This window comes from Pseudomonas sp. KCJK9000 (assembly GCF_046230725.1).
Lineage (GTDB): Bacteria > Pseudomonadota > Gammaproteobacteria > Pseudomonadales > Pseudomonadaceae > Aquipseudomonas > Aquipseudomonas promysalinigenes.
Genome location: NZ_JBJJLN010000034.1, coordinates 1 through 21869, shown reverse-complemented (window position 1 = coordinate 21869; position 21869 = coordinate 1). Strand labels below are relative to the sequence as shown.

The 21869-nt window shown below is 61.4% G+C and carries 19 protein-coding genes; 3 read left to right on the top strand and 16 right to left on the bottom strand.

Annotated elements, in window-relative coordinates; translation table 11 throughout:
- Positions 1 to 2 precede the first annotated feature (2 nt).
- Entirely contained in the window at positions 3 to 431 is a 429-nt protein-coding gene (locus tag ACK59H_RS15565; protein WP_060478738.1) for a DNA polymerase III subunit chi, read from the bottom strand.
- Positions 432 to 481: 50 nt separating this feature from the next.
- On the bottom strand, positions 482 to 1975 hold the full coding sequence (locus tag ACK59H_RS15560) for a leucyl aminopeptidase (protein ID WP_060478737.1): 1494 nt from the start codon (positions 1973 to 1975) through the stop codon (positions 482 to 484).
- A gap of 289 nt (positions 1976 to 2264) precedes the next feature.
- Between ACK59H_RS15560 and lptF the strand changes: the two genes are divergently transcribed.
- Positions 2265 to 3380, top strand: a complete 1116-nt coding sequence (lptF, locus tag ACK59H_RS15555) for an LPS export ABC transporter permease LptF (RefSeq protein WP_060478781.1) — start codon at positions 2265 to 2267, stop codon at positions 3378 to 3380.
- On the top strand, positions 3373 to 4434 hold the full coding sequence (lptG, locus tag ACK59H_RS15550; RefSeq protein WP_060478736.1) for an LPS export ABC transporter permease LptG: 1062 nt from the start codon (positions 3373 to 3375) through the stop codon (positions 4432 to 4434). Before lptF ends, lptG begins: the two co-directional genes overlap by 8 nt.
- A gap of 207 nt (positions 4435 to 4641) precedes the next feature.
- On the opposite strand, the gene ACK59H_RS15545 is transcribed toward lptG, so the two are convergent.
- From ACK59H_RS15545 to arcD (ACK59H_RS15490), 12 genes are all read right to left on the bottom strand, one after another.
- Positions 4642 to 5136, bottom strand: a complete 495-nt coding sequence (locus tag ACK59H_RS15545; RefSeq protein ID WP_060478735.1) for an RDD family protein — start codon at positions 5134 to 5136, stop codon at positions 4642 to 4644.
- Positions 5137 to 5226: 90 nt separating this feature from the next.
- A complete protein-coding gene (locus ACK59H_RS15540) occupies positions 5227 to 5436 on the bottom strand; it encodes a cold-shock protein (RefSeq protein ID WP_060478734.1) in 210 nt (69 codons plus the stop codon).
- A 357-nt stretch (positions 5437 to 5793) separates the two neighbouring features.
- Positions 5794 to 6915, bottom strand: a complete 1122-nt coding sequence (gcvT, locus tag ACK59H_RS15535) for a glycine cleavage system aminomethyltransferase GcvT (protein ID WP_060478733.1) — start codon at positions 6913 to 6915, stop codon at positions 5794 to 5796.
- Positions 6916 to 6941: 26 nt separating this feature from the next.
- The gene (locus ACK59H_RS15530; RefSeq protein WP_060478732.1) at positions 6942 to 8318 is read right to left on the bottom strand and encodes an L-serine ammonia-lyase; all 1377 of its coding nucleotides are present in this window, start codon (positions 8316 to 8318) and stop codon (positions 6942 to 6944) included.
- Positions 8319 to 8454: 136 nt separating this feature from the next.
- Positions 8455 to 11310 (bottom strand): aminomethyl-transferring glycine dehydrogenase, encoded by a 2856-nt coding sequence (gene gcvP / locus ACK59H_RS15525; RefSeq protein WP_060478731.1) that lies wholly within the window; start codon positions 11308 to 11310, stop codon positions 8455 to 8457.
- A gap of 11 nt (positions 11311 to 11321) precedes the next feature.
- Positions 11322 to 11705: a glycine cleavage system protein GcvH gene (gene gcvH / locus ACK59H_RS15520; protein WP_060478730.1), complete on the bottom strand. Its 384-nt coding sequence runs from the start codon at positions 11703 to 11705 to the stop codon at positions 11322 to 11324.
- Between the two features lie 263 nt (positions 11706 to 11968).
- Entirely contained in the window at positions 11969 to 13480 is a 1512-nt protein-coding gene (locus tag ACK59H_RS15515) for a sigma-54-dependent transcriptional regulator (protein WP_060478729.1), read from the bottom strand.
- 83 nt (positions 13481 to 13563) lie between these two features.
- Positions 13564 to 13932: a DUF5064 family protein gene (locus tag ACK59H_RS15510; protein WP_060478728.1), complete on the bottom strand. Its 369-nt coding sequence runs from the start codon at positions 13930 to 13932 to the stop codon at positions 13564 to 13566.
- A 55-nt stretch (positions 13933 to 13987) separates the two neighbouring features.
- A complete protein-coding gene (arcC, locus tag ACK59H_RS15505) occupies positions 13988 to 14917 on the bottom strand; it encodes a carbamate kinase (RefSeq protein ID WP_261744052.1) in 930 nt (309 codons plus the stop codon).
- A 105-nt stretch (positions 14918 to 15022) separates the two neighbouring features.
- Complete coding sequence (locus ACK59H_RS15500) at positions 15023 to 16033, bottom strand: ornithine carbamoyltransferase (RefSeq protein ID WP_060478726.1); 1011 nt, start codon at positions 16031 to 16033, stop codon at positions 15023 to 15025.
- 71 nt (positions 16034 to 16104) lie between these two features.
- Positions 16105 to 17364, bottom strand: a complete 1260-nt coding sequence (gene arcA / locus ACK59H_RS15495; protein ID WP_060478725.1) for an arginine deiminase — start codon at positions 17362 to 17364, stop codon at positions 16105 to 16107.
- Positions 17365 to 17396: 32 nt separating this feature from the next.
- Positions 17397 to 18824, bottom strand: a complete 1428-nt coding sequence (gene arcD / locus ACK59H_RS15490; RefSeq protein ID WP_060478724.1) for an arginine-ornithine antiporter — start codon at positions 18822 to 18824, stop codon at positions 17397 to 17399.
- Between the two features lie 424 nt (positions 18825 to 19248).
- Here arcD (ACK59H_RS15490) and arcD (ACK59H_RS15485) point away from each other — a divergent pair, with 424 nt between their 5' ends.
- Positions 19249 to 20676 carry an arginine-ornithine antiporter gene (gene arcD, locus ACK59H_RS15485; protein ID WP_409264616.1) on the top strand — a complete coding sequence of 476 codons (1428 nt, stop codon included), beginning with the start codon at positions 19249 to 19251 and terminating at the stop codon, positions 20674 to 20676.
- Here arcD (ACK59H_RS15485) and ACK59H_RS15480 read toward each other — a convergent pair.
- Complete coding sequence (locus tag ACK59H_RS15480; protein WP_060478723.1) at positions 20656 to 21069, bottom strand: YbaN family protein; 414 nt, start codon at positions 21067 to 21069, stop codon at positions 20656 to 20658. The genes arcD (ACK59H_RS15485) and ACK59H_RS15480 overlap by 21 nt on opposite strands.
- 55 nt (positions 21070 to 21124) lie before the next feature.
- On the bottom strand, positions 21125 to 21718 hold the full coding sequence (locus tag ACK59H_RS15475; RefSeq protein WP_060478722.1) for a biliverdin-producing heme oxygenase: 594 nt from the start codon (positions 21716 to 21718) through the stop codon (positions 21125 to 21127).
- Between the last annotated feature and the right edge of the window lie 151 nt (positions 21719 to 21869).

Here is a 21869-nt window from a genome sequence, read left to right as displayed (position 1 = left end):
CGTCAAAGTCGCTGTAAGCGGTGGTCTTGCAGAGCATAGCCCTGTTCACGGTAGAAACGGAACCGCTCCCGGGCCGATTGGCGAATGCCTGGGTCCTCGACAACGATTTCGGCAACCCGCTCGAACTGGCCAACGAAACCCGGTACATCGGCACCCAGGTTTATCAGCAGGTCACGATGCTCCCCTGCGTCGTCCGCCAACCCCAGCGCCACTGACGTGTGCGGGTGCGTTTCAGCCAAGTCATGGGGCACGAACGCCTCACCCTTGAACTGCCAAAGCCGTTGGTCCAGCTCGCTACGCTGCTCGGCGTCCTGGCAATGCAGGTAGACCCGGTGACCGAGGCGCCAGGCCTTTTCGCACAGTTTGCAGGCGAAATCGAGCCGCGCCGACAGCGAGTCGGTGGGAAGAATGTAGAAATCGACTTTGCTCATGGTGTGCTCTGCCAGCCAGCGGCGTCAGGGGCGCCGCTGGCTTCACGGCATCAGGCGCCGGCGCGGTCCAGCAGATACTGGGTCAGCAGGGGCACCGGGCGGCCGGTAGCGCCTTTGTCCTTGCCGCCGCTGATCCACGCGGTGCCGGCGATGTCCATGTGCGCCCAGTTGTAGGCCTTGGCGAAGCGCGACAGGAAGCAGCCTGCGGTGATGGTGCCGGCTTTCGGGCCACCGATGTTGCCCATGTCGGCAAATGGGCTGTCCAGTTGCTCTTGGTACTCGTCGAACAGCGGCAACTGCCAGGCGCGGTCGTCGGCACGCTTACCAGCCTCGAGCAGTTGACCGACCAGTTCGTCGTTGTTACCCATCAGGCCAGAGGTGTGGCTGCCCAGGGCGACGATGCAGGCGCCGGTCAGGGTGGCGATATCGATCACCGCCTGCGGTTTGAAGCGCTCGGCGTAGGTCAGGGTGTCGCACAGTACCAGGCGGCCTTCGGCGTCGGTGTTGAGGATTTCGACCGTTTGACCACTCATGGTGGTGACGATGTCGCCTGGGCGAGTGGCGCCGCCGCTTGGCATGTTCTCGGCGCAAGCCAGCAGGCAAACCAGGTTGATCGGCAACTTGAGCTCCAGCACGGCACGCAGCGTGCCGAACACGCTGGCGGCGCCGCACATGTCGTATTTCATTTCATCCATGCCGGCACCGGGCTTGAGGCTGATGCCGCCGGTATCGAAGGTGATGCCCTTGCCCACCAGCACGAACGGCTTGTCGGCCTTTTTGCCGCCCTGGTAGTTCAGTACGATCAGGCGTGGCGGCTGCTCGCTACCCTGGCCCACGGCATAGAACGCGCCCATGCCCAGGTCTTTGATCTTTTTCTCGTCGAGGACCTCGACCTTCAGCCCTTTGTGCGCCTTGCCCAGGTCTTTGGCCTGCTCGGCCAGGTAGCTTGGGTGGCACAGATTCGGCGGCAGGTTGCCCAGATCGCGAGTGAACGCCATACCGGTGGCGATGGCACTGGCATGCTTGACGGCGCGCTCGACCTCGGCCACCCCGGCTTTGTCTGCCAGCAGGGTGACTTTCTTGAGGGCACGCGGCTCGGCTTTCTGACTTTTGAAACGGTCGAACACGTATTGGCCGTCGAGCAGGGTCTCGGCCAGCAGACGATACTTGCCGTAGTGGGCATCGCGGTGGCTGACGGCGATGTCATCCAGTGCCAGCACCGCATCGGTGCCGTTCAGGCCCTTGAGCACGCCAGCAACGCTGCTGATCAGTTTGCGCCAGGCGCGATCGCCAAGTGCTTCGTCCTTGCCGCTGCCGACCAGCAACACCCGTTCGGCCTTCAGGCCAGGCAAGGCTTGCAGCAGCAGAGTCTGGCCAGGTTTGCCAGCCAGATCGCCGCGCTTGAGCACTGCGCTGATGGCGCCTTCACAAGCTTGGTCGACAGCCTTGGCGACGGTGCCGAGCTTGCGCCCTTCACCGACCGCTACCACCAGGGTGGCGGTTTTTACGGATGCAGCAGCTACGCTTTTTACAACCAGTTCCATGTCAGGGTCCCCGAATGATCTTTGCAGGTGGCGCTATGGTTTTTCGCGCTCTGGACGGGCCTGGCCGCGTTGTCGCGCACCAGTGGAAAAGCTGCCAGTTTGAGCCTCGGGCAAGCGTGCTGACAAGCCCGATGTGGCTGTTGATGCGCGGCCAAGTGACAGGCGCCGTCAATCACAGGATAATGCGCGCACTTCATATGGAGGTTCGCCGTAGGCGAACCGGCTTTGGTTCTGGATGTCACAGGCCAATGTTTGGCAGTCCGCCCCTGACAACCCAGGAGTGTCTGGTTTGATCGTCTTTCGTTATCTGTCCCGCGAGGTCCTGGTGACCTTGAGCGCCGTCAGCGCCGTGCTGCTGGTGATCATCATGAGTGGGCGCTTCATCAAGTACCTGGCCCAGGCCGCCCAGGGTATCCTCGACCCTGGCGTGCTGTTCCTGATCATGGGCTTTCGCATGCCAGGTTTCCTGCAGCTGATTCTGCCGCTGGGCCTGTTCCTGGGGATCCTGCTGGCGTATGGCAGGCTCTACCTGGAAAGCGAAATGACCGTGCTGTCGGCAACCGGCATGAGCCAGCAGCGCCTGCTGGCCCTGACCATGGCGCCGGCTGCACTGGTCGCCCTGCTGGTCGCCTGGCTGAGCATGAGCTTGTCCCCCTTGGGCGTTGCCCAGGTACAAAAGATCATCGCCCAGCAGGACGCGATGACCGAGTTCGATACCTTGGTACCGGGCCGCTTCCAGACTTTGCGCGACGGTTCACGGGTGACCTACACCGAGCAGCTGTCTGACGACCGCGTGAAGCTGGCCGGGGTGTTCATTTCCGAGAAGCGCTTCAACCAGGACAAGACCAAGGACCGTGCCCCGTCGGTGCTGGTTGCCGAGAAGGGCCACCAGGAAGTGCAGGCCGACGGCAATCGCTACCTGGTGCTGGAAAATGGCTACCGCTATGACGGTAATCCGGGCCAGGCTGACTACCGCGCCATCAAGTACGACACCTATGGGGTGTTGCTGCCCAAGCCGGAGGTGGCTGAAGAGGTAACCGACCGCGAGGCGATTCCGACCCTGGAGCTGTTCGGCAAGACCGACCCACGCGAACGTGCCGAACTGCAATGGCGCCTGTCGCTTCCGATCCTGGTGTTCATCGTGACCCTCATGGCGGTGCCGCTGGCCAGGGTCAACCCGCGCCAGGGCCGCTTCCTCAAGCTGCTGCCGGCGATTCTTCTGTACATGGCTTACCTGACGATGCTGATTTCCGTTCGTGGCGCTCTGGAAAAGGGCAAGTTGCCCATTGGCCTTGGCCTGTGGTGGGTACATGGGCTGTTCCTGCTGATCGGCCTGGGCCTGATGTACTGGGAGCCGCTGCGCCTGAAAATGGCTGCCCGTCGTGCGGAGGTGGCCCGTGGCTAAGCTTGACCGTTACATCGGCCAGAGCGTGCTGCTGGCCATTCTGGCGGTGCTGGGGATCATCCTTGGCCTGGCCTCGCTGTTCGCCTTCATCGACGAGATGGGCGACCTGAGCGACACCTACACCCTGCTCGACGCTGGCAAATACGTGCTACTGACAGCGCCTCGGCGGCTATACGACATGCTGCCCATGGCGGGGCTGATCGGCTGCCTGATCGGCCTCGGCAGCCTTGCCAGCAACAGCGAGCTGACCATCATGCGCGCGGCGGGCGTTTCCATTGGCCGCATCGTCTGGGCGGTGATGAAGCCCATGCTGGTGCTGATGCTGGTTGGGCTGCTGGTAGGTGAATATGTCGCTCCGGTCACCGAGAACAAAGCCCAGGCCGATCGGTCCTTGGCGCAGGGTGGCGGTGAAGCGCAGAGCTCCAAACATGGCATGTGGCACCGCCAGGGGGAGGAGTTCGTGCACATCAACGCGGTGCAGCCCAATGGCTTGCTGCTGGGTGTGACGCGCTATCGCTTCGACAGCGAGCGCAAGATCCAGTCGGCGAGCTTTGCCCGTCGGGCCCAGTTCGAAAGCGATCACTGGACCCTGAACGACATCAGCACTACCTACTTCCGTGGCGACCACACCGAAGTGGTGAAGGCGCCTTCGGAGCAATGGGACGTGTCGCTGACCCCGCAGTTGCTCAATACCGTGATCATGGCGCCTGAATCGTTGTCGATCACCGGGCTTTGGGACTACATCCATTACTTGTCCGATCAAGGCCTGAACAACTCCCGCTACTGGCTGGCGTTCTGGACCAAGGTGCTGCAGCCGATGGTCACCGCAGCGCTGGTGCTGATGGCGATTTCTTTCATCTTTGGCCCGCTGCGTTCGGTGACCCTCGGCCAGCGCGTGTTCACAGGTGTGCTGGTGGGCTTCGTATTCCGCATCGGCCAGGACTTGCTGGGCCCGTCGAGCCAAGTGTTCGGCTTCCCACCGCTGCTTGCGGTGGTGATCCCAGCGGGGATCTGTGCAGTGGCCGGTCTCTGGCTGTTGCGCCGTGCCGGCTGATGGCGACAACTGACAGATGAGCCGGCCTACGGGTCAAAGTCGGTCAGTGACGTCAATGGGGCTGCTTGGCAGCCCTTCGCGGATGAACCCGCTTCCACAGTGTCTCCCCTAAAAACCCCCTGCGGGTTCCCGCCACGGGCCGCGACGCGGCCCCACAGCTGGGCGTACGACCTTGATTGAATGGCATTAGCCTAAAGGTCGGCTGCCTCACACCTGCTTTTTCGGTTTCGGCACGCGCACCAACTGGGTGTGTGAGTAAATGTCGTGCCAGCTGCGCTGACGCTTGTCGAACAATGACCAGATAAAGCCCAGCCCCAGGCAAAGCCAGGACGCAATGGCCACCATGAACCTCAGCAGCGCCTGCCACAGGCTGATCGCACTGCCGTCGGCGTTCTGCACACGCACCCCCCAAACCTGCATGCCCAAGGTCTGACCACCGTGGGTCCAGAATTTGGCAAAGAAGCCGAACAGTGCGAAAAGTAGCAGGGTCGAGAGCAGCGGGTCGCCATCCAGCGCGCCGGCCTCGGTCAGCTCGCGCATGCGGGCTTCGCCAATGATGGCCATCTGCACCATCTTGTAGGCACCGGCGGTGACGATCAGCAGTGCCGTGCAAAGCAGGAAGTCGTAGAACATCGCCGCCAGGCGCCGACCGAGGCCGACTGGTGGAAAGTCACCCTGGGGAGAGAGCAAGGGCTTGGGCATGCAAATTAGCTCCGAGTAACGAAGCCGCTATTCTACGGGCAAAAAAAAGCCCCTGCATATCGCAGGGGCTTATGGGAGTCGCTGTTTGCCTCAGGCAATCTGAACTTTGTCAGCCTGCATGCCTTTCTGGCCTTGAACTGCTTCGAAAGTGACCTTCTGACCTTCTTTCAGGCTCTTGAAGCCGTTGCCTTCGATGGCGCGGAAGTGCACGAACAGATCCGGACCGCTTTCTGGAGTGATGAAGCCGTAACCTTTTTCGTCATTGAACCACTTGACGGTACCGTTCTGACGCTGGGACATTGTCTTATTTCCTATGAAGCTTAAATATTGATGACAGTTTCTTTTGCGTTATATATACGCCAAAGAGCACTGGGCTGGGTTGCAGGAAAGTAAGAGACGTCGAACGGGTTGTAGCTAATCTAGGCTACTGGCCCAGGTCACGAACTGTTGCGACCCATGCAAACACAGTGTTGTGACTCTACGCCAACTCCCGAGAGAAAAACAAGCCCTGGGTCGCGTCTAAAACAGGGCTTTCTCCAGGCCTTCGAAAATTTGCCGAAAACGCCGTAGTGCCTGGGCTGCAACCCTGTTCAAACGTTATTGGGCAGGTTCGAAATCGAATATCTGCAACCTGCCACTGAACCTTATGTCCTGTCTTCAACCACGGTAGTAACGCTGTGCAACGAAAGGCATTTTGCTGACTTTCAAGGCAATCTTCTTACCGCGCACCAAGGCGAACAGTGGAGTGTCCAATGCACAGTGTTCGATATCGATATAGCCCATGGCGACTGGGGCGCCGAGTGTCGGGCCAAATCCGCCACTGCATACTTTGCCAACGTTATTATCGAACGCATCAACAATCTCCGCGCCTTCGCGTACCGGCGTGCGTTCTTGCGGTAACAGACCCACGCGCTTGCGGGCCACCCCCGTTTGCTGCTGGGCAAATATGACCTCGTCGCCGGGGAAACCACCGGCACGGCCGCCGTCTGCTCGGCGAACCTTGGACACTGCCCACAGCAGGCTGGCTTCGATCGGCGTGGTCTGGGTGTCCATGTCGTGGCCATAGAGGCACAGGCCTGCTTCAAGGCGCAGCGAGTCGCGTGCCCCCAGCCCGATGGGCTGCACCTGCGGGTCGGCCAGCAGGCGACGCGCCAATGCCTCGGCGGCGCCGACAGGCACTGAAATCTCGTAGCCGTCCTCCCCGGTGTAGCCCGAGCGGCTTACGTAACAGTCTTCATCGAGCAGTTTCACTGCGCGCACCTGCATGAACGTCATGCCAGCAACCTCGGGTACCAGGCGTTCCAGCACCTTCACCGCAGCCGGGCCTTGCAGTGCGAGCAGGGCTCGCTCCTGGAACAGCGCCTGCACTTCACAACGGTTGCCGATATGCTTGCGCAGGTGGGCCAGGTCCTGCTCTTTGCAGGCCGCGTTGACCACCAGGAACAAGGTGTCGTCGCCCAGGTTGGCGACCATCAGGTCGTCGAGGATGCCACCTTGGTCGTTGGTGAACATCGCATAGCGCTGCATACCCGCTGGCAGGTCGATGATGTCTACCGGCACCAGAGTCTCCAGTGCCTTGGCGGCGTCTGCGCCGCGCAGCAGGATCTGGCCCATGTGCGATACGTCGAACAGGCCTGCCTGTTCGCGGGTGTGCAGGTGCTCCTTGAGCACCCCCAGCGGGTACTGCACCGGCATGTCGAAGCCGGCGAATGGCACCATGCGCGCGCCCAGCTCCAGGTGCAGGGCGTGCAGCGGGGTCTTTTGCAGTGTTTCGGACATCGATGACTCCTTGGTTGTATATCGGGTCAACATTCAATGATGTTGACGGCCAGACCGCCGCGGGCGGTCTCCTTGTATTTGCTTTTCATGTCGGCGCCGGTCTGGCGCATGGTACGAATCACCTTATCGAGCGACACGTAGTGCTGCCCGTCACCGCGCAGGGCCATGCGCACCGCGTTGATCGCCTTGACCGAGCCCATGGCATTGCGCTCGATACACGGCACCTGTACCAACCCGCCAATGGGGTCGCAGGTCAGCCCAAGGTTGTGCTCCATGCCGATTTCAGCAGCGTTCTCGACTTGCTGCACGGTGCCGCCCATCACCTCACACAAGGCCCCGGCGGCCATCGAACAGGCTACCCCCACTTCGCCCTGGCAGCCGACTTCAGCCCCGGAAATCGAGGCGTTTTCCTTGTAGAGGATGCCGATGGCGGCAGCGGTCAGCAGAAAACGCACCACCCCCTCTTCGCTGGCACCTGGGACGAAGCGCATGTAGTAGTGCAGCACTGCCGGCACGATGCCCGCCGCACCGTTGGTCGGCGCGGTGACTACCCGCCCGCCATAGGCGTTTTCCTCGTTGACCGAAAGGGCATAGAGGTTGACCCAGTCGAGCACCGACAACGCATCGCGCAGGTTGGCTTCCGGGTGGCGGCTCAGTTGGCGGTACAGTGCCGGAGCGCGGCGCTTGACCTTCAGGCCGCCGGGTAGAACCCCTTCGTGACGGTAGCCGGCTTCGACGCAATCCTGCATCACCTGCCAAATGTGCAGCAGGCCGCTGCGGGTTTCGCTTTCAGGGCGCCAGGCGGCCTCGTTGGCCAGCATCACCTGGCTGATCGACAACTGGTGCGCGATGCAGTGGCCGAGCAAAGCTTTGGCGGTCGTGAATGGATAGGCCAGCACGGTGCTGTCTTCGACGATTCGGTCCTGGCCGGCAGCATCCTCATCCACCACGAAGCCACCACCTACCGAGTAGTACTCGCGGCTGCGAATTTGTAGACCGGCGCCATCGAAGGCTCGGAAAATCATGCCGTTGGGGTGGTAGGCCAGGGGTTTGCGGATCATCGCCAGGTGCTGCTTCTCGTCGAACGCGATGGTCTTCTCACCCAGCAGGCTGAGCTGACCGCTGGCGCGGATGGCCTGCAGGCGGGCGGGGATGGTTTCAGTATCGACGGTATCTGGGTGCTCGCCTTGCAGGCCGAGCAATACCGCCTTGTCACTGCCGTGGCCTTTGCCGGTGGCGCCAAGCGAGCCGTAGAGTTCGGCCTTGACGCTGACGGTGCTGGCCAGCAAGCCATCGCGGCGCAGCCCCTGAACAAAGCGCGCGGCAGCGCGCATAGGCCCGACCGTGTGGGAGCTGGAGGGGCCGATGCCGATCTTGAACAAGTCGAAGACGCTCAGTGACATGCTGCCTCCAGCTGGGTTGTTTGGGCGGACACTGGACCGAGCGGGATCGGGTTGGCCCGCGAATAGGGCGATGCAGCCACTAACGCATTCGCCGGTGAACCCGCTCCCACAGGTTGTGTGTCAAGCCTAGATGCTATCAGGCGTCCTGATAGCTCTCGATCGACGGGCAGGCGCAGACCAGGTTGCGATCACCAAACACGTTGTCGACGCGACCGACCGGCGGCCAGTACTTGCCTTGCACCAGGCTGGGCAGTGGATACACGGCCTGCTCGCGGCTATAGCCATGGCGCCATTCACCTACCAGTTCCGCTGCAGTGTGCGGGGCGTTTTTCAACGGGTTGTCATCTTTGTCAACGCTGCCGTTTTCCACGGCGCGGATCTCTTCGCGGATCTGGATCATGGCGTTGCAGAAGCGATCCAGTTCTTCCCTGGACTCACTTTCGGTCGGCTCGATCATCAGCGTGCCTGCCACCGGGAACGACATGGTCGGGGCGTGGAAGCCGAAGTCGATCAGGCGCTTGGCCACGTCATCGACGCTGATGCCGCTGCTGTCCTTGAGTGGGCGCAGGTCAAGGATGCATTCGTGGGCGACCAGGCCGTTGCCACCGGTGTACAGCACCGGATAGTGCTCTTCCAGGCGGCGGGCGATGTAGTTGGCGTTGAGAATCGCCATCTGCGAAGCACGTTTGAGCCCGGCACCGCCCATCATGCGAATGTACATCCAGGTGATCGGCAGGATGCTGGCGCTGCCGAACGGCGCGGCGCATACGGCCCCCTCGGGGTTTTCCAGCGCCGCGTGACCTGGCAGGAACGGCGCCAGGTGCGACTTGACGCCGATCGGCCCGACGCCTGGGCCGCCACCGCCATGAGGAATGCAGAAGGTCTTGTGCAGGTTCAGGTGCGAAACGTCGCCCCCGAATTTGCCTGGGGCGCAAAGGCCGACCATGGCATTCATGTTGGCGCCGTCGATATACACCTGGCCGCCGTTGTCATGGATGATCGCGCAGATCTCGCCAATCGCTTCTTCGAACACGCCGTGGGTCGACGGGTAGGTGATCATGATCGCCGCCAGGCGCTCGCGGTGTTCGATGGCCTTGGCGCGCAGGTCTTGGACATCGACGTTGCCACGGGCATCACAGGCGGTGACCACCACGCGCATGCCGGCCATGTGCGCGGTGGCAGGGTTGGTGCCGTGAGCCGAGGAAGGGATCAGGCAGATATCGCGGTGGCCTTCGCCGCGGCTGCGGTGGTAAGCGCGGATCGCCAGCAGGCCTGCGTACTCGCCCTGGGAACCGGCGTTCGGTTGCAGCGACACCGCGTCGTATCCGGTGGCGGCGCACAGCATCGCCTCAAGTTCGGTAGTCATCTGCAGGTAGCCCTGACTTTGCTCAGCTGGGGCGAACGGGTGCAGATTGCCAAACTCGGCCCAGGTCACTGGGATCATTTCGCTGGCCGCGTTGAGCTTCATGGTGCATGACCCCAGTGGGATCATGCTGCGGTCCAGCGCCAAGTCCTTGTCGGCCAACAGGCGCAGGTAGCGCATCAGCTCGGTTTCGCTGTGGTAGCGGTTGAACACCGGGTGCTCAAGGATCGCCGACTGACGCAGCAGGGTGGCCGGCAAACGCGAGCCGGTGCTGGCGGCCAGGGTAGCGAAGTCGGGCTGAGCCTGATCGCTGCCGAACAGTTGCCAGAGGGCCTCGACGTCGGCTTGGGTGCTGGTCTCGTCGAGCGACAGGCCCAGGTGGGCAGCGTCGATCTGGCGCAGGTTGATACCCTGGCCCCGCGCCTTGTCATGCAAGCTGGCGGTGGCACTGCCGGTGGCCAGGGTCAGGGTGTCGAAGGCGGTTTCCCCAACCACTTCCAGGCCCAGGGTTTTCAGGCCGGCCGCGAGAATCGCGGTGAGGGCGTGAGTGCGCTCAGCAATGCGCTTGAGGCCGGCCGGGCCGTGGTACACGGCGAACATGCTGGCGATGTTGGCCAGCAGCACCTGGGCGGTGCAGATGTTGCTGGTGGCTTTCTCGCGACGGATATGCTGTTCGCGGGTCTGCATGGCCAGGCGCAGGGCAGTTTTGCCGAAGCGGTCGATCGAAACACCGACCAGGCGGCCAGGCATGTCACGCTTGAAGGCATCGCGGGTAGCGAAATAGGCCGCATGGGGGCCACCAAAGCCCAGCGGCACGCCGAAGCGCTGGGCGCTGCCGATGGCAACGTCGGCGTCGAACTCGCCAGGCGGGGTGAGCAGGGTCAGGGCCAGCAGGTCGGCGGCGACTGCGACCAAGGCATTGGCGGCGTGAAAGCGCGCGACGACCTCGCGGTAGTCGAACACCTCACCGTTGCTGGCTGGGTATTGCAGCAATGCGCCGAAGAAGGCGCTGACATCGCCCAGTTCACGCTCGTCACCCACTACGATTTCGATGCCCAGCGGCTCGGCACGGGTGCGCAACACGTCGAGGGTCTGAGGGTGGCAGTGCACGGAGGCGAAGAAGGTGTGGCTGGCCTTGTTCTTCGACAGGCGCTTGCAGAAGGTCATGGCCTCGGCCGCTGCGGTGGCTTCGTCGAGCAAGGATGCGTTGGCGATCGGCAGGCCGGTAAGGTCACTGATCAGGGTCTGGAAGTTCAGCAGTGCTTCCAGGCGGCCCTGGGAAATCTCTGGCTGGTAGGGGGTGTAGGCGGTATACCAAGCCGGGTTTTCCAACAGGTTGCGCAGGATCGGCGACGGGGTGTGGGTGTTGTAGTAACCCTGGCCTATATAGCTCTTGAACACTTGGTTCTTGCCCGCGATGGCCTTGAGCGCCGCGAGCGCATCGGCTTCGCTCTGGCCGTCTTGCGAGCCGAGCACGCTGGTGCCTTTAATGCTGTCAGGGATGACCGCTGCGGTCATGGCGTCCAGCGAATCGAAGCCCAGAGTGGCGAGCATAGCCTGCTCGTCGGCGGCGCGCGGGCCAATGTGGCGGGCAATGAATTCGTTGGCGGTGCCGAGGTTGATAGTCATGGTCGGGCTCCTCAGGCGTCGTCGTTGGCTTTGATCAAGCGGTCGTAGGCGTCCTGGTCGAGCAGGGCGTTGACTTGGTTCATGTCGGCCGGGATGAAGCGGAAGAACCAGCCTTCACCCAGCGGATCTTCGTTGACCAGCTCGGGGCTGTCGTTGAGGCCTTCGTTGACGGCGACCACTTCACCGGTCAGGGGCATGTACACACCACTGGCGGCTTTCACCGATTCGACGGTGGAGGCTTCGGCGCCTTTTTCATAAGGCTGCAGCTCAGGCAGTTGCACATAGACCACATCGCCGAGGGCGTTCTGGGCGTAGGCGGTGATGCCCACGGTGACACTACCGTCGTCTTCGACACGTAGCCATTCGTGATCTTCTGTGAAACGCAACTCGCTCATGGGGGATCCTCGGGAAGCAGGGCGATGGGCGCGGTGCGGCCGCGCTCTTGAATTGCGAATCCCGTAGCAATAATGCGGCCAATATTAATAAAGCCATATAAATCAATGAGTTGTAAGAAAATGCTATAAAGGCGCGCCCGGCTACTGTAATGAATTCGCTACATTTGACGGGTGGCCTAAAACCCGAGGTTGATCAGACCCTTGTCCGGCGGCGTGAGCCCCAGGCTGTATTGAATTAATTACAGCGTATTGAAATCGTTCCGTCAGGAGCTTTTGCTGGTGATGCCGTATTTGCGCAACCGTTGTGCAATCGCCGTATGTGATGTCTGCAGCCGCCCCGCCAACTGCCGCGTCGAGGGGTAACTGGCGTATAGCCGCTGCAGCAACGCCTTTTCGAAATCGCCCACTGCCTGCTCCAAGCTTGCCACCTCGCCATCCTGCCCTCGGGCCACCGAGGTTCCGGCGATATCCAGGTCACCGATATCTACCAGGTTGCCCTCGCAGATGGCCGCAGCGCGGAAAATCACGTTTTGCAGCTGACGCACGTTGCCTGGCCAGGGGTTGGCCAGCAGGGCCGAGTGAGTCGCGGGGGTGAGGCGGCAGGCGGGGCGCTGGATCTGTGTGCAGGCCTGCTGCATGAAGTAGTGCGCCAGCATGAGGATGTCCTGGCCCCGGTCGCGCAGCGGCGGCACTTGCAGGTTGAGCACATTCAGGCGATAGAACAGGTCTTCACGGAAGGTGCCTTCGGCGACCATGCGTTCCAGGTCGCGGTGGGTGGCGCTGATGATACGCACATCCACCTTCACCTCGCGGTCGCCGCCCACGCGGCGGAAGCTGCCATCGCTAAGAAAACGCAGCAGCTTGGCCTGCAGGTACGGCGACATTTCGCCGATCTCGTCGAGGAACACCGTGCCCTGGTTGGCCAGCTCCATCAGCCCGGGCTTGCCGCCGCGCTGGGCACCGGTGAAGGCGCCGGGGGCATAGCCGAACAGCTCGCTCTCGGCCAGGCTTTCGGGCAGTGCCGCGCAGTTGAGGGCAAGGAACGGCGAGGCTTGGCGGCTGCTGATGGCGTGACAGGCGCGGGCCACCAGCTCTTTGCCGGTGCCGGTTTCGCCGTGTACCAGCAACGGTGCGTCCAGTGCCGCCACGCGCAGTGCGCGGGCTTTGAGCGTGCGGATGGCCGGTGATTCGCCCAGCAGCGCATCGAAGCCTTCAGCGTGGTCGTGGTGCAGCGCCGACAGGCGCTCGCCCATGCGGCTGGGCGCATACAGTGTAAGCAGCCCGCCTGCGTGGGTGATGGGCGTGGCGTCCAGCAACAAGCTTTGCCCGTGCAGCTGCATTTCGCGCATCGGCAAGCGGAAGTTGTTATCCAGTAGGGCCTGGAGAAGTTCTGGATCGTTGAACAACTCACCCACCGTACGCCCGGCGGATTCGCGGCCGCAAAGGGCGATCAGCGCCGGGTTGGCCAAAAGCACCTTGCCCGCACTGTCGACCGCTAGCACTGGGTCGCTCATGGCCGCCAGCAGTGCATCGAGTTGCAGGTGGCGGCGTTGGCCGGGAAGGATGTCGACCACCTCCACCGATTGCACGCCATTGACTTCGAACAGGGCGTCGTGAAGTTCTTCGAGCACTGCAGGGCTCAGGGTCGGGGCATCGATATAGACGTTGGGCGGGACCATCTCCACGGCGTCCAGATTGAGGTTGCGGGCACCGAGCAGGGCGAGGACTTCCTGGGTGATACCAACGCGGTCGATGAAACTGACGTGGATGCGCATGGGGCAGAGGGGCGTTGTGGCCGGGGAGGGCAGTAGTATGCCTCAACATTGTCAGGGCCGCAGAACGGCCCCTCTTGGCGACTTCACTCCAAGTGTTCAGGCTTGATCGGATCGCCCGATTTCACGTGAAGTTTCTCGCGGATGTCTTCGAACATCGCGTCGTAGAGCTTGTGTGGCGAGCTGAGCGTCTCGAATTTTTTCGGCGGCTCCAGGTGCGCCTGGGCTTTGCGGCTCAAGACCATCAGAAAGCTCGGTAGCACCTGGTCCTTGGCCAGGAAGAAAGTCTCATCCACCGGCTTGCCTTCGATGCTGCCGTGCATGTGAAACGCCACACCCAGGCCTTCGCCGGGGTCCTGCACGGCTTCGTATTCGATGTTCAGGTCGTAGCTATGGTCGGCGCTGTTCAGCGCAATGCGCTCGATGTGTACGTGACCGGGGTGAAATTGGGCCATGGCTCAAACCTCCACAAAATTGAAAAGGCGGGCCAGGCTAGCCCGCCAACTGCAGTCAACGGTAGCTGATACCCGGTGTCTGGGTGCTGATCCGGGTACCGGCGACGCCTTTGACGATATCCTCGATGTTCTCCAGCGAACTGATCACTGCCACTTTACCGGTATGGCGGGCGAATTCGCAGGCAGCTTGCACCTTTGGCCCCATGGAGCCTGCAGCGAAGCCCAGGCGATCGAGTTCGTCGGGGTGGGCCTGGGCGATGGCTTTTTGCGTTGGCTTGCCCCAATCAATGTAGGCCGCATCGACATCGGTGGCGATTACCAGAAGGTCGGCTTTCAACTGTTCGGCCAACAGCGCCGAGCACAGGTCTTTGTCGATCACCGCCTCGACCCCCTTGAGCTTGCGGTTTTCATCGTACAGAGTCGGGATGCCGCCGCCCCCTGCGCAGATCACGATGCTTTTCTTTTCGAGCAGCCAAGTGATCGGGCGGATTTCGAAGATGCGTTTGGGTTTTGGGCTTGCGACGACACGCCGATATTTGTCGCCGTCGGCCTTGACCACCCAGCCCTTTTCCTTGGCCAGGCGCTGCGCTTCCTCTTTGCTGTAAACGGGGCCGATGAACTTGCTGGGGTCTTTGAAGGCCGGGTCGTTGGCATCTACCTCAACCTGCGTCAGCAGGGTAGCGAACGGCACTTCGAAGTCCAGCAGGTTACCGAGCTCCTGCTCGATCATGTAGCCGATCATGCCTTCTGTTTCGGCACCCAGCACATCCAGCGGGTAGGCTTCGTCGGGCTTGTACGACAGCCCTTGCAGTGCCAGCAGGCCCACTTGCGGGCCGTTGCCGTGGGCGATCACCAGCTCGTTGCCGGGGTGGATCTTGGCGATCTGTTCGGTGGCTGTGCGTATATTGGCCCGCTGATTCTCAGCGGTCATCGGCTCACCGCGGCGTAGCAGGGCGTTGCCGCCCAATGCAACAACGATACGCATGGGAAATGTCCTTTAAGCGAAAGAAATGTGCGCTGTTGGGTGGCCGGACACCGCACCGTGGCAGCGGGTAACCCCGCTGCCACAGGTGACGCGGGCTGCCCAGCCTTACAGGTCAGCCAAGGTCGAAACCAGGATCGCCTTGATGGTATGCATGCGGTTTTCCGCCTGTTCGAAGGCGATGCACGCCGGCGACTCGAACACGTCATCGGTCACTTCGATGCCATTGGCCAGGTCCGGATACTGTTCGGCAATCTGCTTGCCTACCTTGGTTTCGCTGTTGTGGAAAGCGGGCAGGCAGTGCATGAATTTGGTCCTGGGGTTGCCTGTGGCTTTCATCATCTCCTTGTTCACCTGGTAGGGCTTGAGCAGCTTGATGCGCTCACCCCAGGCTTCGATCGGTTCACCCATCGAAACCCAGACGTCGGTGTGAATGAAATCGACATCCTTGACTGCAGTCTTGGGGTCTTCGGTGAGGGTGATCCGGGCGCCGCTTTCTTCGGCGTACTGCTGGCAACGCTCGACCAGGTCTTCATGGGGCCACAGCGCTTTGGGGGCGGCGATGCGTACGTCCATGCCGAGCTTGGCGCCGATCAGCAGCAGTGAATTGCCCATGTTGTTGCGGGCGTCGCCCAAGTAGGCGTAGCTGATGTCGTGCAGCGGTTTGTCGCTGTGCTCACGCATGGTCAGCACATCGGCGATCATTTGGGTTGGGTGGTACTCATCGGTCAAGCCGTTGAACACTGGCACGCCTGCGAACTTGGCCAGTTCTTCGACGATTTCCTGTTTGAAGCCACGGTACTCGATGGCGTCATACATCCGACCCAGCACGCGGGCAGTATCCTTCATGCTTTCTTTGTGGCCGATCTGCGATGAGTTGGGGTCGATGTAGGTGACATTGGCGCCCTGGTCGTAGGCCGCAACTTCGAACGCGCAGCGGGTGCGGGTGGAGGTTTTTTCGAAAATCAGCGCAATGTTGTTGCCTTTGAGGTGTTGCTGTTCGGTGCCGGTGTATTTGGCGCGTTTGAGGTCGCGTGACAGGTCCAGCAGGTATTTGAGCTCGCGCGTGGTGTGGTGTTCGAGGCTGAGCAGGTTACGGTTGTGGATGTTGAACGCCATGACGGTTCTCCTTGAATTCGGTAGGGGGCCTGGCCGCCACCTCGTGAGTGCGGCCGGGTGTGCAGTGGGCGTTAATAGTCGATAGGGTCGCGTACGATCGGGCAGGTCATGCAATGGCCGCCGCCGCGGCCGCGGCCTAGCTCGCCGGCGCTGATGGTGATGACCTCGACGCCGGCCTTGCGCAGCAGGGTGTTGGTGTAAGTGTTGCGGTCGTAGCCAATGACCACGCCTGGCTCGATGGCCACCACGTTGTTGCCGTCGTCCCACTGTTCGCGCTCGGCGGCGAAGCTGTTGCCGCCGGTCTCGACCACCCGCAGCCCGTCCTTCAGGCCAAGTTGCTCGCCCACCACTTCGATGAACGACTTGTGAATGCGACGCACGTCCATGCCGTACGGCTTGTTTTCATCGGGGCGGATGATGAACGGGACGATCTCCTTGACCACTTCCGGGAAGACCGTGACCAGGTCGCGGTCGCAGAAGCTGAACACCGTGTCCAGGTGCATGGCCGCGCGGGATTTGGGCAGGCCGGCGACGATCACTTCTTTCACGGCCCCCTTGGCGAACAGGTTCTGCGCCAGTTGGCCGATGGCCTGGCGCGAGGTGCGCTCGCCCATGCCGATCAGCACGATGCCGTTACCGATCGGCATCACGTCACCGCCTTCGAGGGTTGCGCTGCCGTGGTCCTTGTCCGGGTCGCCGTACCAGACCTGGAAGTCGGCGCCGGTGAATTCCTTGTGGAATTTGTAGATGGCGGTGGTTAGCAGGGTTTCCTGGCGCCGCGCGGGCCAGTACATCGGGTTCAGCGTCACACCGCCGTAGATCCAGCAGGTGGTGTCACGGGTGAACTGGGTGTTGGGCAGCGGTGGCAGGATGAAACTGGAGTGGCCCAGGTATTCGTTGTACATGCGCACCACATCGGCGCCTTCGCTCTGCGGTAGGTCCTGGCCGGCCACTCCGCCGATCAGAAATTCGGCCAGATGGCGAGGCTCCAGGCCTTCGAGCCAGCTGCGCACTTCGTGGGTCAGGCCGACACCCACGCTGTCTGCGGTGATCTTGCGGTCGAGAATCCAGTCCAGGGCCTGCTTGTCCTGCACGATATCCGTCAGCAAGTTGTGCATTTCCAGCACGTCTACCCCACGCTCGCGCATTTTGGTGACGAAGTCGAAATGGTCACGTTTGGCCTGGTCGACCCAGATCACGTCGTCGAACAGCAGCTCGTCACAGTTGCTTGGGGTCAGCCGCTTGTGCGCCAGGCCCGGTGCGCAAACCATCACCTTGCGCAGCTTGCCGGCTTCGGAGTGGACACCGTACTTCTGTTTTTCAGCGGACATGGTTCATTCCTCCAGTTGAACGAAGACGTGGGTCAAAGGGTCAGGAAGCCGTCATACAGGCCAAAGGCTGCCAACAGGGCGCCGACGACCACGGCTGCGAAGATCAGTTTTTCCACGTTGGTGAAGATCGGCTGGCCCACTTCCCGCTTGGCTTTGGCGAACAGGATCGCGCCGGGGGCGTAGAGCAGGGCCGAAAGCAGCAGGTATTTGACCCCTCCGGCATACAGCAGCCAGATGGCGTAAAGCAGTGCGATGGCACCGATGATCAGGTCCTTCTTGCGTTCGGCCAGGGCCTGTTCGTATGTCTCGCTGCGCAGTGCCAGCAGGAAGGCATACGCCGCTGACCACAGGTAAGGCACCAGGATCATCGAGGTGGCAAGGTAGATCAGCGACAGGTAGGTGCTGTTGGAGAACAGCGTGATGACCAGGAAGATCTGCACCATCGCGTTGGTCAGCCACAGCGCGTTCGCCGGCACCTGGTTGGCGTTTTCCCGGCGCAGGAACTCCGGCATCGTGTGGTCCTTGGCCGCAGCGAACATGATCTCGGCGCACAGCAACACCCAGGACAACAGGGCGCCGAGCAGCGAGATGATCAGCCCGACGCTGATCAGCACCGCACCCCAATGGCCTACCACATGCTCGAGCACCGCAGCCATCGACGGGTTCTGCAGCTTGGCCAGCTCCGGCTGGGTCATGATGCCTAGCGAAAGCACGTTGACCAGCACCAAGAACAGCAACACGGTGATGAAGCCGATGACCGTGGCCTTGCCCACGTCGGAGCGTTTTTCCGCCCGTGACGAGAAGATGCTTGCGCCTTCGATGCCGATGAACACCCAGACGGTGACCAGCATCATGTTGCGTACCTGGTTCATCACGCTGCCAAGCTCGGGAGTACCCACGGCCCAGATGTCGGCGGTGAACACCTCGAGCTTGAAGGCGAACAGGCAAATCAGCGCAAATAGCACCAGCGGCACGACCTTGGCCACAGTGGTGACCAGGTTGATGAAGGCTGCTTCCTTGATGCCGCGCAGTACCAGAAAATGCACGGCCCACAGCAGCACCGATGCACCGATGATGGCCGCGGGGGTGTTACCTTCGCCGAAGATCGGGAAGAAGTAGCCCAACGTGCTGAACAGCAGTACGAAGTAGCCGACGTTACCTAGCCAGGCGCTGATCCAGTACCCCCATGCTGATGAGAAACCCATGTAATCGCCGAAGCCTGCCTTGGCATAGGCATACACACCGCCGTCCAGGTCAGGCTTGCGGTTGGCCAGGGTCTGGAACACGAATGCCAGGGTCAGCATGCCCACTGCGGTGATTGCCCAGCCAATTAGAACCGCGCCGACGCCGGCACTGGCGGCCATGTTCTGCGGCAGCGAAAAGATACCGCCACCAATCATCGAGCCGACCACAAGTGCAACTAATGCGCCTAGCTTTAGTTTTCCCGAAGAATCAGACATTTAACAACTCCTGCCAGGAGAAAGTTGACGACAGCATAAATCCGTCGCCGTGACCTTGAACTGACGTGAATCAGTTCTAGGCAAGGTGAAGGTAGGAAATTTCCTTCACGCGCTCCTGGAGAATGCCAACAGCTCAGCTGCAGGCCTTATGCGCTGGCACCTCCATGTACGGCTAGAGCGAACGCTCTGTTTAACCTGCGATCTCTGAAGCTAGTTGCTTTCACCGTTTTCGCAAATTTTTCACAAAAAATTGTGCGTTTTATAGGTTTCTTTTCTTGTTGTGTTACAACTGCTAGCGTTACAGGAATTTTATAAGTTACTTCCGTCATTACAGGCATGAGTTTAATTTTAAGCCGGTCTATGTAGCACTAAAAGATGGCGCACAGGGTTGTTTCAGCCCCTGACAATGTGAACAAGGAACAGCATGAACGAACCAGGACAAAAGCTGCGCCTGGGCGCACTGATCGCATTGGTGGTCGGTTCGATGATTGGTGGCGGGATCTTTTCGCTGCCGCAGAACATGGCCGCCAGTGCCGGCGTCGGCGCGGTTCTAATTGGCTGGGCAATCACCGCTGTGGGCATGCTGGCCTTGGCGTTCGTGTTCCAGACGCTGGCCAACCGTAGACCTGAACTGGACTCGGGAGTCTATGCCTACGCCAAAGCTGGCTTCGGCGAGTACATGGGGTTTTCCTCGGCATGGGGGTACTGGATCAGTGCCTGGATGGGCAATGTCGGCTACTTCGTGCTGCTGTTCAGCACCCTGGGCTTCTACTTTCCAGTATTTGGCCAGGGCAATACGCCGGTTGCCATCGCTTGCGCCTCCGTGCTGCTGTGGGCCGTGCATTTTCTGGTGCTGCGCGGCATCAAGGAGGCGGCGTTCATCAACCAAGTGACCACCGTGGCCAAAATCGTGCCGTTGCTGATCTTCGTGGTCATTGCCGCTTTCGCGTTTCGCGCCGATATCTTCACGCGCGATATTTGGGGCCAGAGCAACCCGCAGTTCGGCAATGTGCTGAGCCAGGTGCGCAACATGATGCTGGTCACCGTGTTCGTGTTCATCGGTATCGAAGGCGCCAGCGTTTATTCGGGGCGCGCACAGCGCCGGTCGGATGTCGGCAAGGCCACGGTGGTGGGGTTTCTCGGGGTGTTGGCACTGTTGGTGTTGGTCAATGTACTGTCGCTGGGGGTCATGACCCAACCGGAACTGGCCGGGTTGCAGAACCCGTCGCTGGCCTCGGTGCTGGAGCATATCGTCGGCCCTTGGGGGGGCTTGCTGATCAGTATTGGGCTGGCGGTGTCGCTGCTCGGGGCCTTGCTGTCCTGGGCATTGTTGTGCGCCGAAATTCTTTTTGCCACGGCCCGTGACAAGACCATGCCGCGCTTTCTGGCCAAGGAAAACGCCAACCACGTGCCTGCCAATGCGCTGTGGCTGACCAACTGCATGATCCAGGGGTTCTTGCTGATCACCCTGTTTTCGGCCGGCACCTATACCAGCCTGATCTACCTCGCCTCGTCGATGATTCTGGTGCCTTACCTGTGGTCGGCGGCTTACGCGCTATTGATCGCGTGGCGCGGGGAAAGCTACCAGGGCCAGCGGGGCCTAAGGCGCAAAGACCTGATGGTGGCGCTGGTGGCGTTGATTTACGCAGTGTGGTTGCTATACGCCGGCGGCCTGAAGTACTTGTTGCTGTCGGCACTACTGTATGCGCCAGGCGTTATCCTGTTCGCTCGGGCCAAACATGAACAGGGCCAAACCCTGTTCACGGCATGGGAGAAGCTGATTTTCGCGGCTGTGCTGGCCGGCGCGGGGTTGGCTGCCTACCTGCTGTATTCAGGGTTGCTGAGCTTGTGAGCCTGCGGTGCAGGGCTGCTCCGGGCGCGACCAGATCCACAGATTGCCAAGTGTCATGCCGGCGATCGCCAGAAACACCGGCCAGTGGTGTTCGAGGAAAATCAGCATCAACCCTGCACACAACAGCATGCTGAGGGTGGCGCTGACCTTGGCGCGGCGCTGGATCACCTTGCCGTTGCGCCAGTTGTACAGGATCGGCCCGAACAGCCGATGGTTCTCAAGCCACGCCGACAGCCGTGGCGAGCTGCGCGTGGCGGCCCAGGCAGCCAGCAGGATGAACTCGGTGGTCGGCAGGCCGGGGATGACGATGGCGACCAGGCCGATGCCCAGGCTTGTGTAAGCCAGGATGCCATACAGCAGGCGGGACAGTTTCGAGCGGGCAGGTCGGGTCATGGTCTCACTGCATTGAAAACGTCCGGCCACCGGTAAGGCGGCCGGCTGGAGCGAATCAGGCCAGTGCCGTGTCTGCGGCGTAGGCATGCTTGAGCAGTTCGGTGAAGCGCTCGAAGGCGGCTTGCGCGCCGCGCTCGGCGGCGGCGTCTTGTTCGGGCGACAGCGCCAGGTCATCGAGAATGCGGGTGAACTGCTTCCAGCCTGCGGCGCGGCCACCTGCCGGCTCGCCAAGGTGGCGGGCACCAAAATTTTCGGACAACTCCAGGGCCACGGCACGCTTGATCAGAAACGCAGCGCCCAGTTTGGAGCCTTCGGAGACGAAGATCCAGCCCAGTGCTTCACCCAGGCTCGGGCTGCGCAGCGCCCCAGGCACACTCGCCGGCACTTCGGTATCAAGGTCCGCGAGGTCCAGGCGGGCTTGCTCGGCGCGGCAGCGCTGGGCAAGGTCCGGAACGATGGCGATCAGTTGCGGGTCGTTGTACAGGCTCTGCAGTTCAGCCTGGAACAGGTACTGGGCGACGACGAAACGGGCGAAATTTTCACGGCTGTCGAAGGGGGCGTGGGATTTGACCAGGGCATCGAGCTCGCTGTGTGCAGCTTGAGTGACTTGGTTCAGGCGTTGCGAGCGCAGGGCTGGGCGATCGTTCATAGGGGTGTCCTTGGAAAATGAGGGCGTCTGGTGACAAGACGAAACAGCGATGCGGTGACAGTAAAAAAACCGGGTGTTTGCGTAATGCTGTTCACTTGGGCATTTGAGTTCAGGCTTGGGGTCTAACAATCTGAGCCTTTTAGGGCCTTTG

Bases quoted from the DNA above. Each gene is read 5' to 3' on its own strand.
- ACK59H_RS15565 (WP_060478738.1), bottom strand. From the start codon at position 431: ATGAGCAAAGTCGATTTCTACATTCTTCCCACCGACTCGCTGTCGGCG.
- ACK59H_RS15560 (WP_060478737.1), bottom strand. From the start codon at position 1,975: ATGGAACTGGTTGTAAAAAGCGTAGCTGCTGCATCCGTAAAAACCGCC.
- ACK59H_RS15545 (WP_060478735.1), bottom strand. From the start codon at position 5,136: ATGCCCAAGCCCTTGCTCTCTCCCCAGGGTGACTTTCCACCAGTCGGC.
- ACK59H_RS15540 (WP_060478734.1), bottom strand. From the start codon at position 5,436: ATGTCCCAGCGTCAGAACGGTACCGTCAAGTGGTTCAATGACGAAAAA.
- gcvT (WP_060478733.1), bottom strand. From the start codon at position 6,915: ATGTCCGAAACACTGCAAAAGACCCCGCTGCACGCCCTGCACCTGGAG.
- ACK59H_RS15530 (WP_060478732.1), bottom strand. From the start codon at position 8,318: ATGTCACTGAGCGTCTTCGACTTGTTCAAGATCGGCATCGGCCCCTCC.
- gcvP (WP_060478731.1), bottom strand. From the start codon at position 11,310: ATGACTATCAACCTCGGCACCGCCAACGAATTCATTGCCCGCCACATT.
- gcvH (WP_060478730.1), bottom strand. From the start codon at position 11,705: ATGAGCGAGTTGCGTTTCACAGAAGATCACGAATGGCTACGTGTCGAA.
- ACK59H_RS15515 (WP_060478729.1), bottom strand. From the start codon at position 13,480: ATGCGCATCCACGTCAGTTTCATCGACCGCGTTGGTATCACCCAGGAA.
- ACK59H_RS15510 (WP_060478728.1), bottom strand. From the start codon at position 13,932: ATGGCCCAATTTCACCCCGGTCACGTACACATCGAGCGCATTGCGCTG.
- arcC (WP_261744052.1), bottom strand. From the start codon at position 14,917: ATGCGTATCGTTGTTGCATTGGGCGGCAACGCCCTGCTACGCCGCGGT.
- ACK59H_RS15500 (WP_060478726.1), bottom strand. From the start codon at position 16,033: ATGGCGTTCAACATCCACAACCGTAACCTGCTCAGCCTCGAACACCAC.
- arcA (WP_060478725.1), bottom strand. From the start codon at position 17,364: ATGTCCGCTGAAAAACAGAAGTACGGTGTCCACTCCGAAGCCGGCAAG.
- arcD (WP_060478724.1), bottom strand. From the start codon at position 18,824: ATGTCTGATTCTTCGGGAAAACTAAAGCTAGGCGCATTAGTTGCACTT.
- arcD (WP_409264616.1), top strand. From the start codon at position 19,249: ATGAACGAACCAGGACAAAAGCTGCGCCTGGGCGCACTGATCGCATTG.
- ACK59H_RS15480 (WP_060478723.1), bottom strand. From the start codon at position 21,069: ATGACCCGACCTGCCCGCTCGAAACTGTCCCGCCTGCTGTATGGCATC.
- ACK59H_RS15475 (WP_060478722.1), bottom strand. From the start codon at position 21,718: ATGAACGATCGCCCAGCCCTGCGCTCGCAACGCCTGAACCAAGTCACT.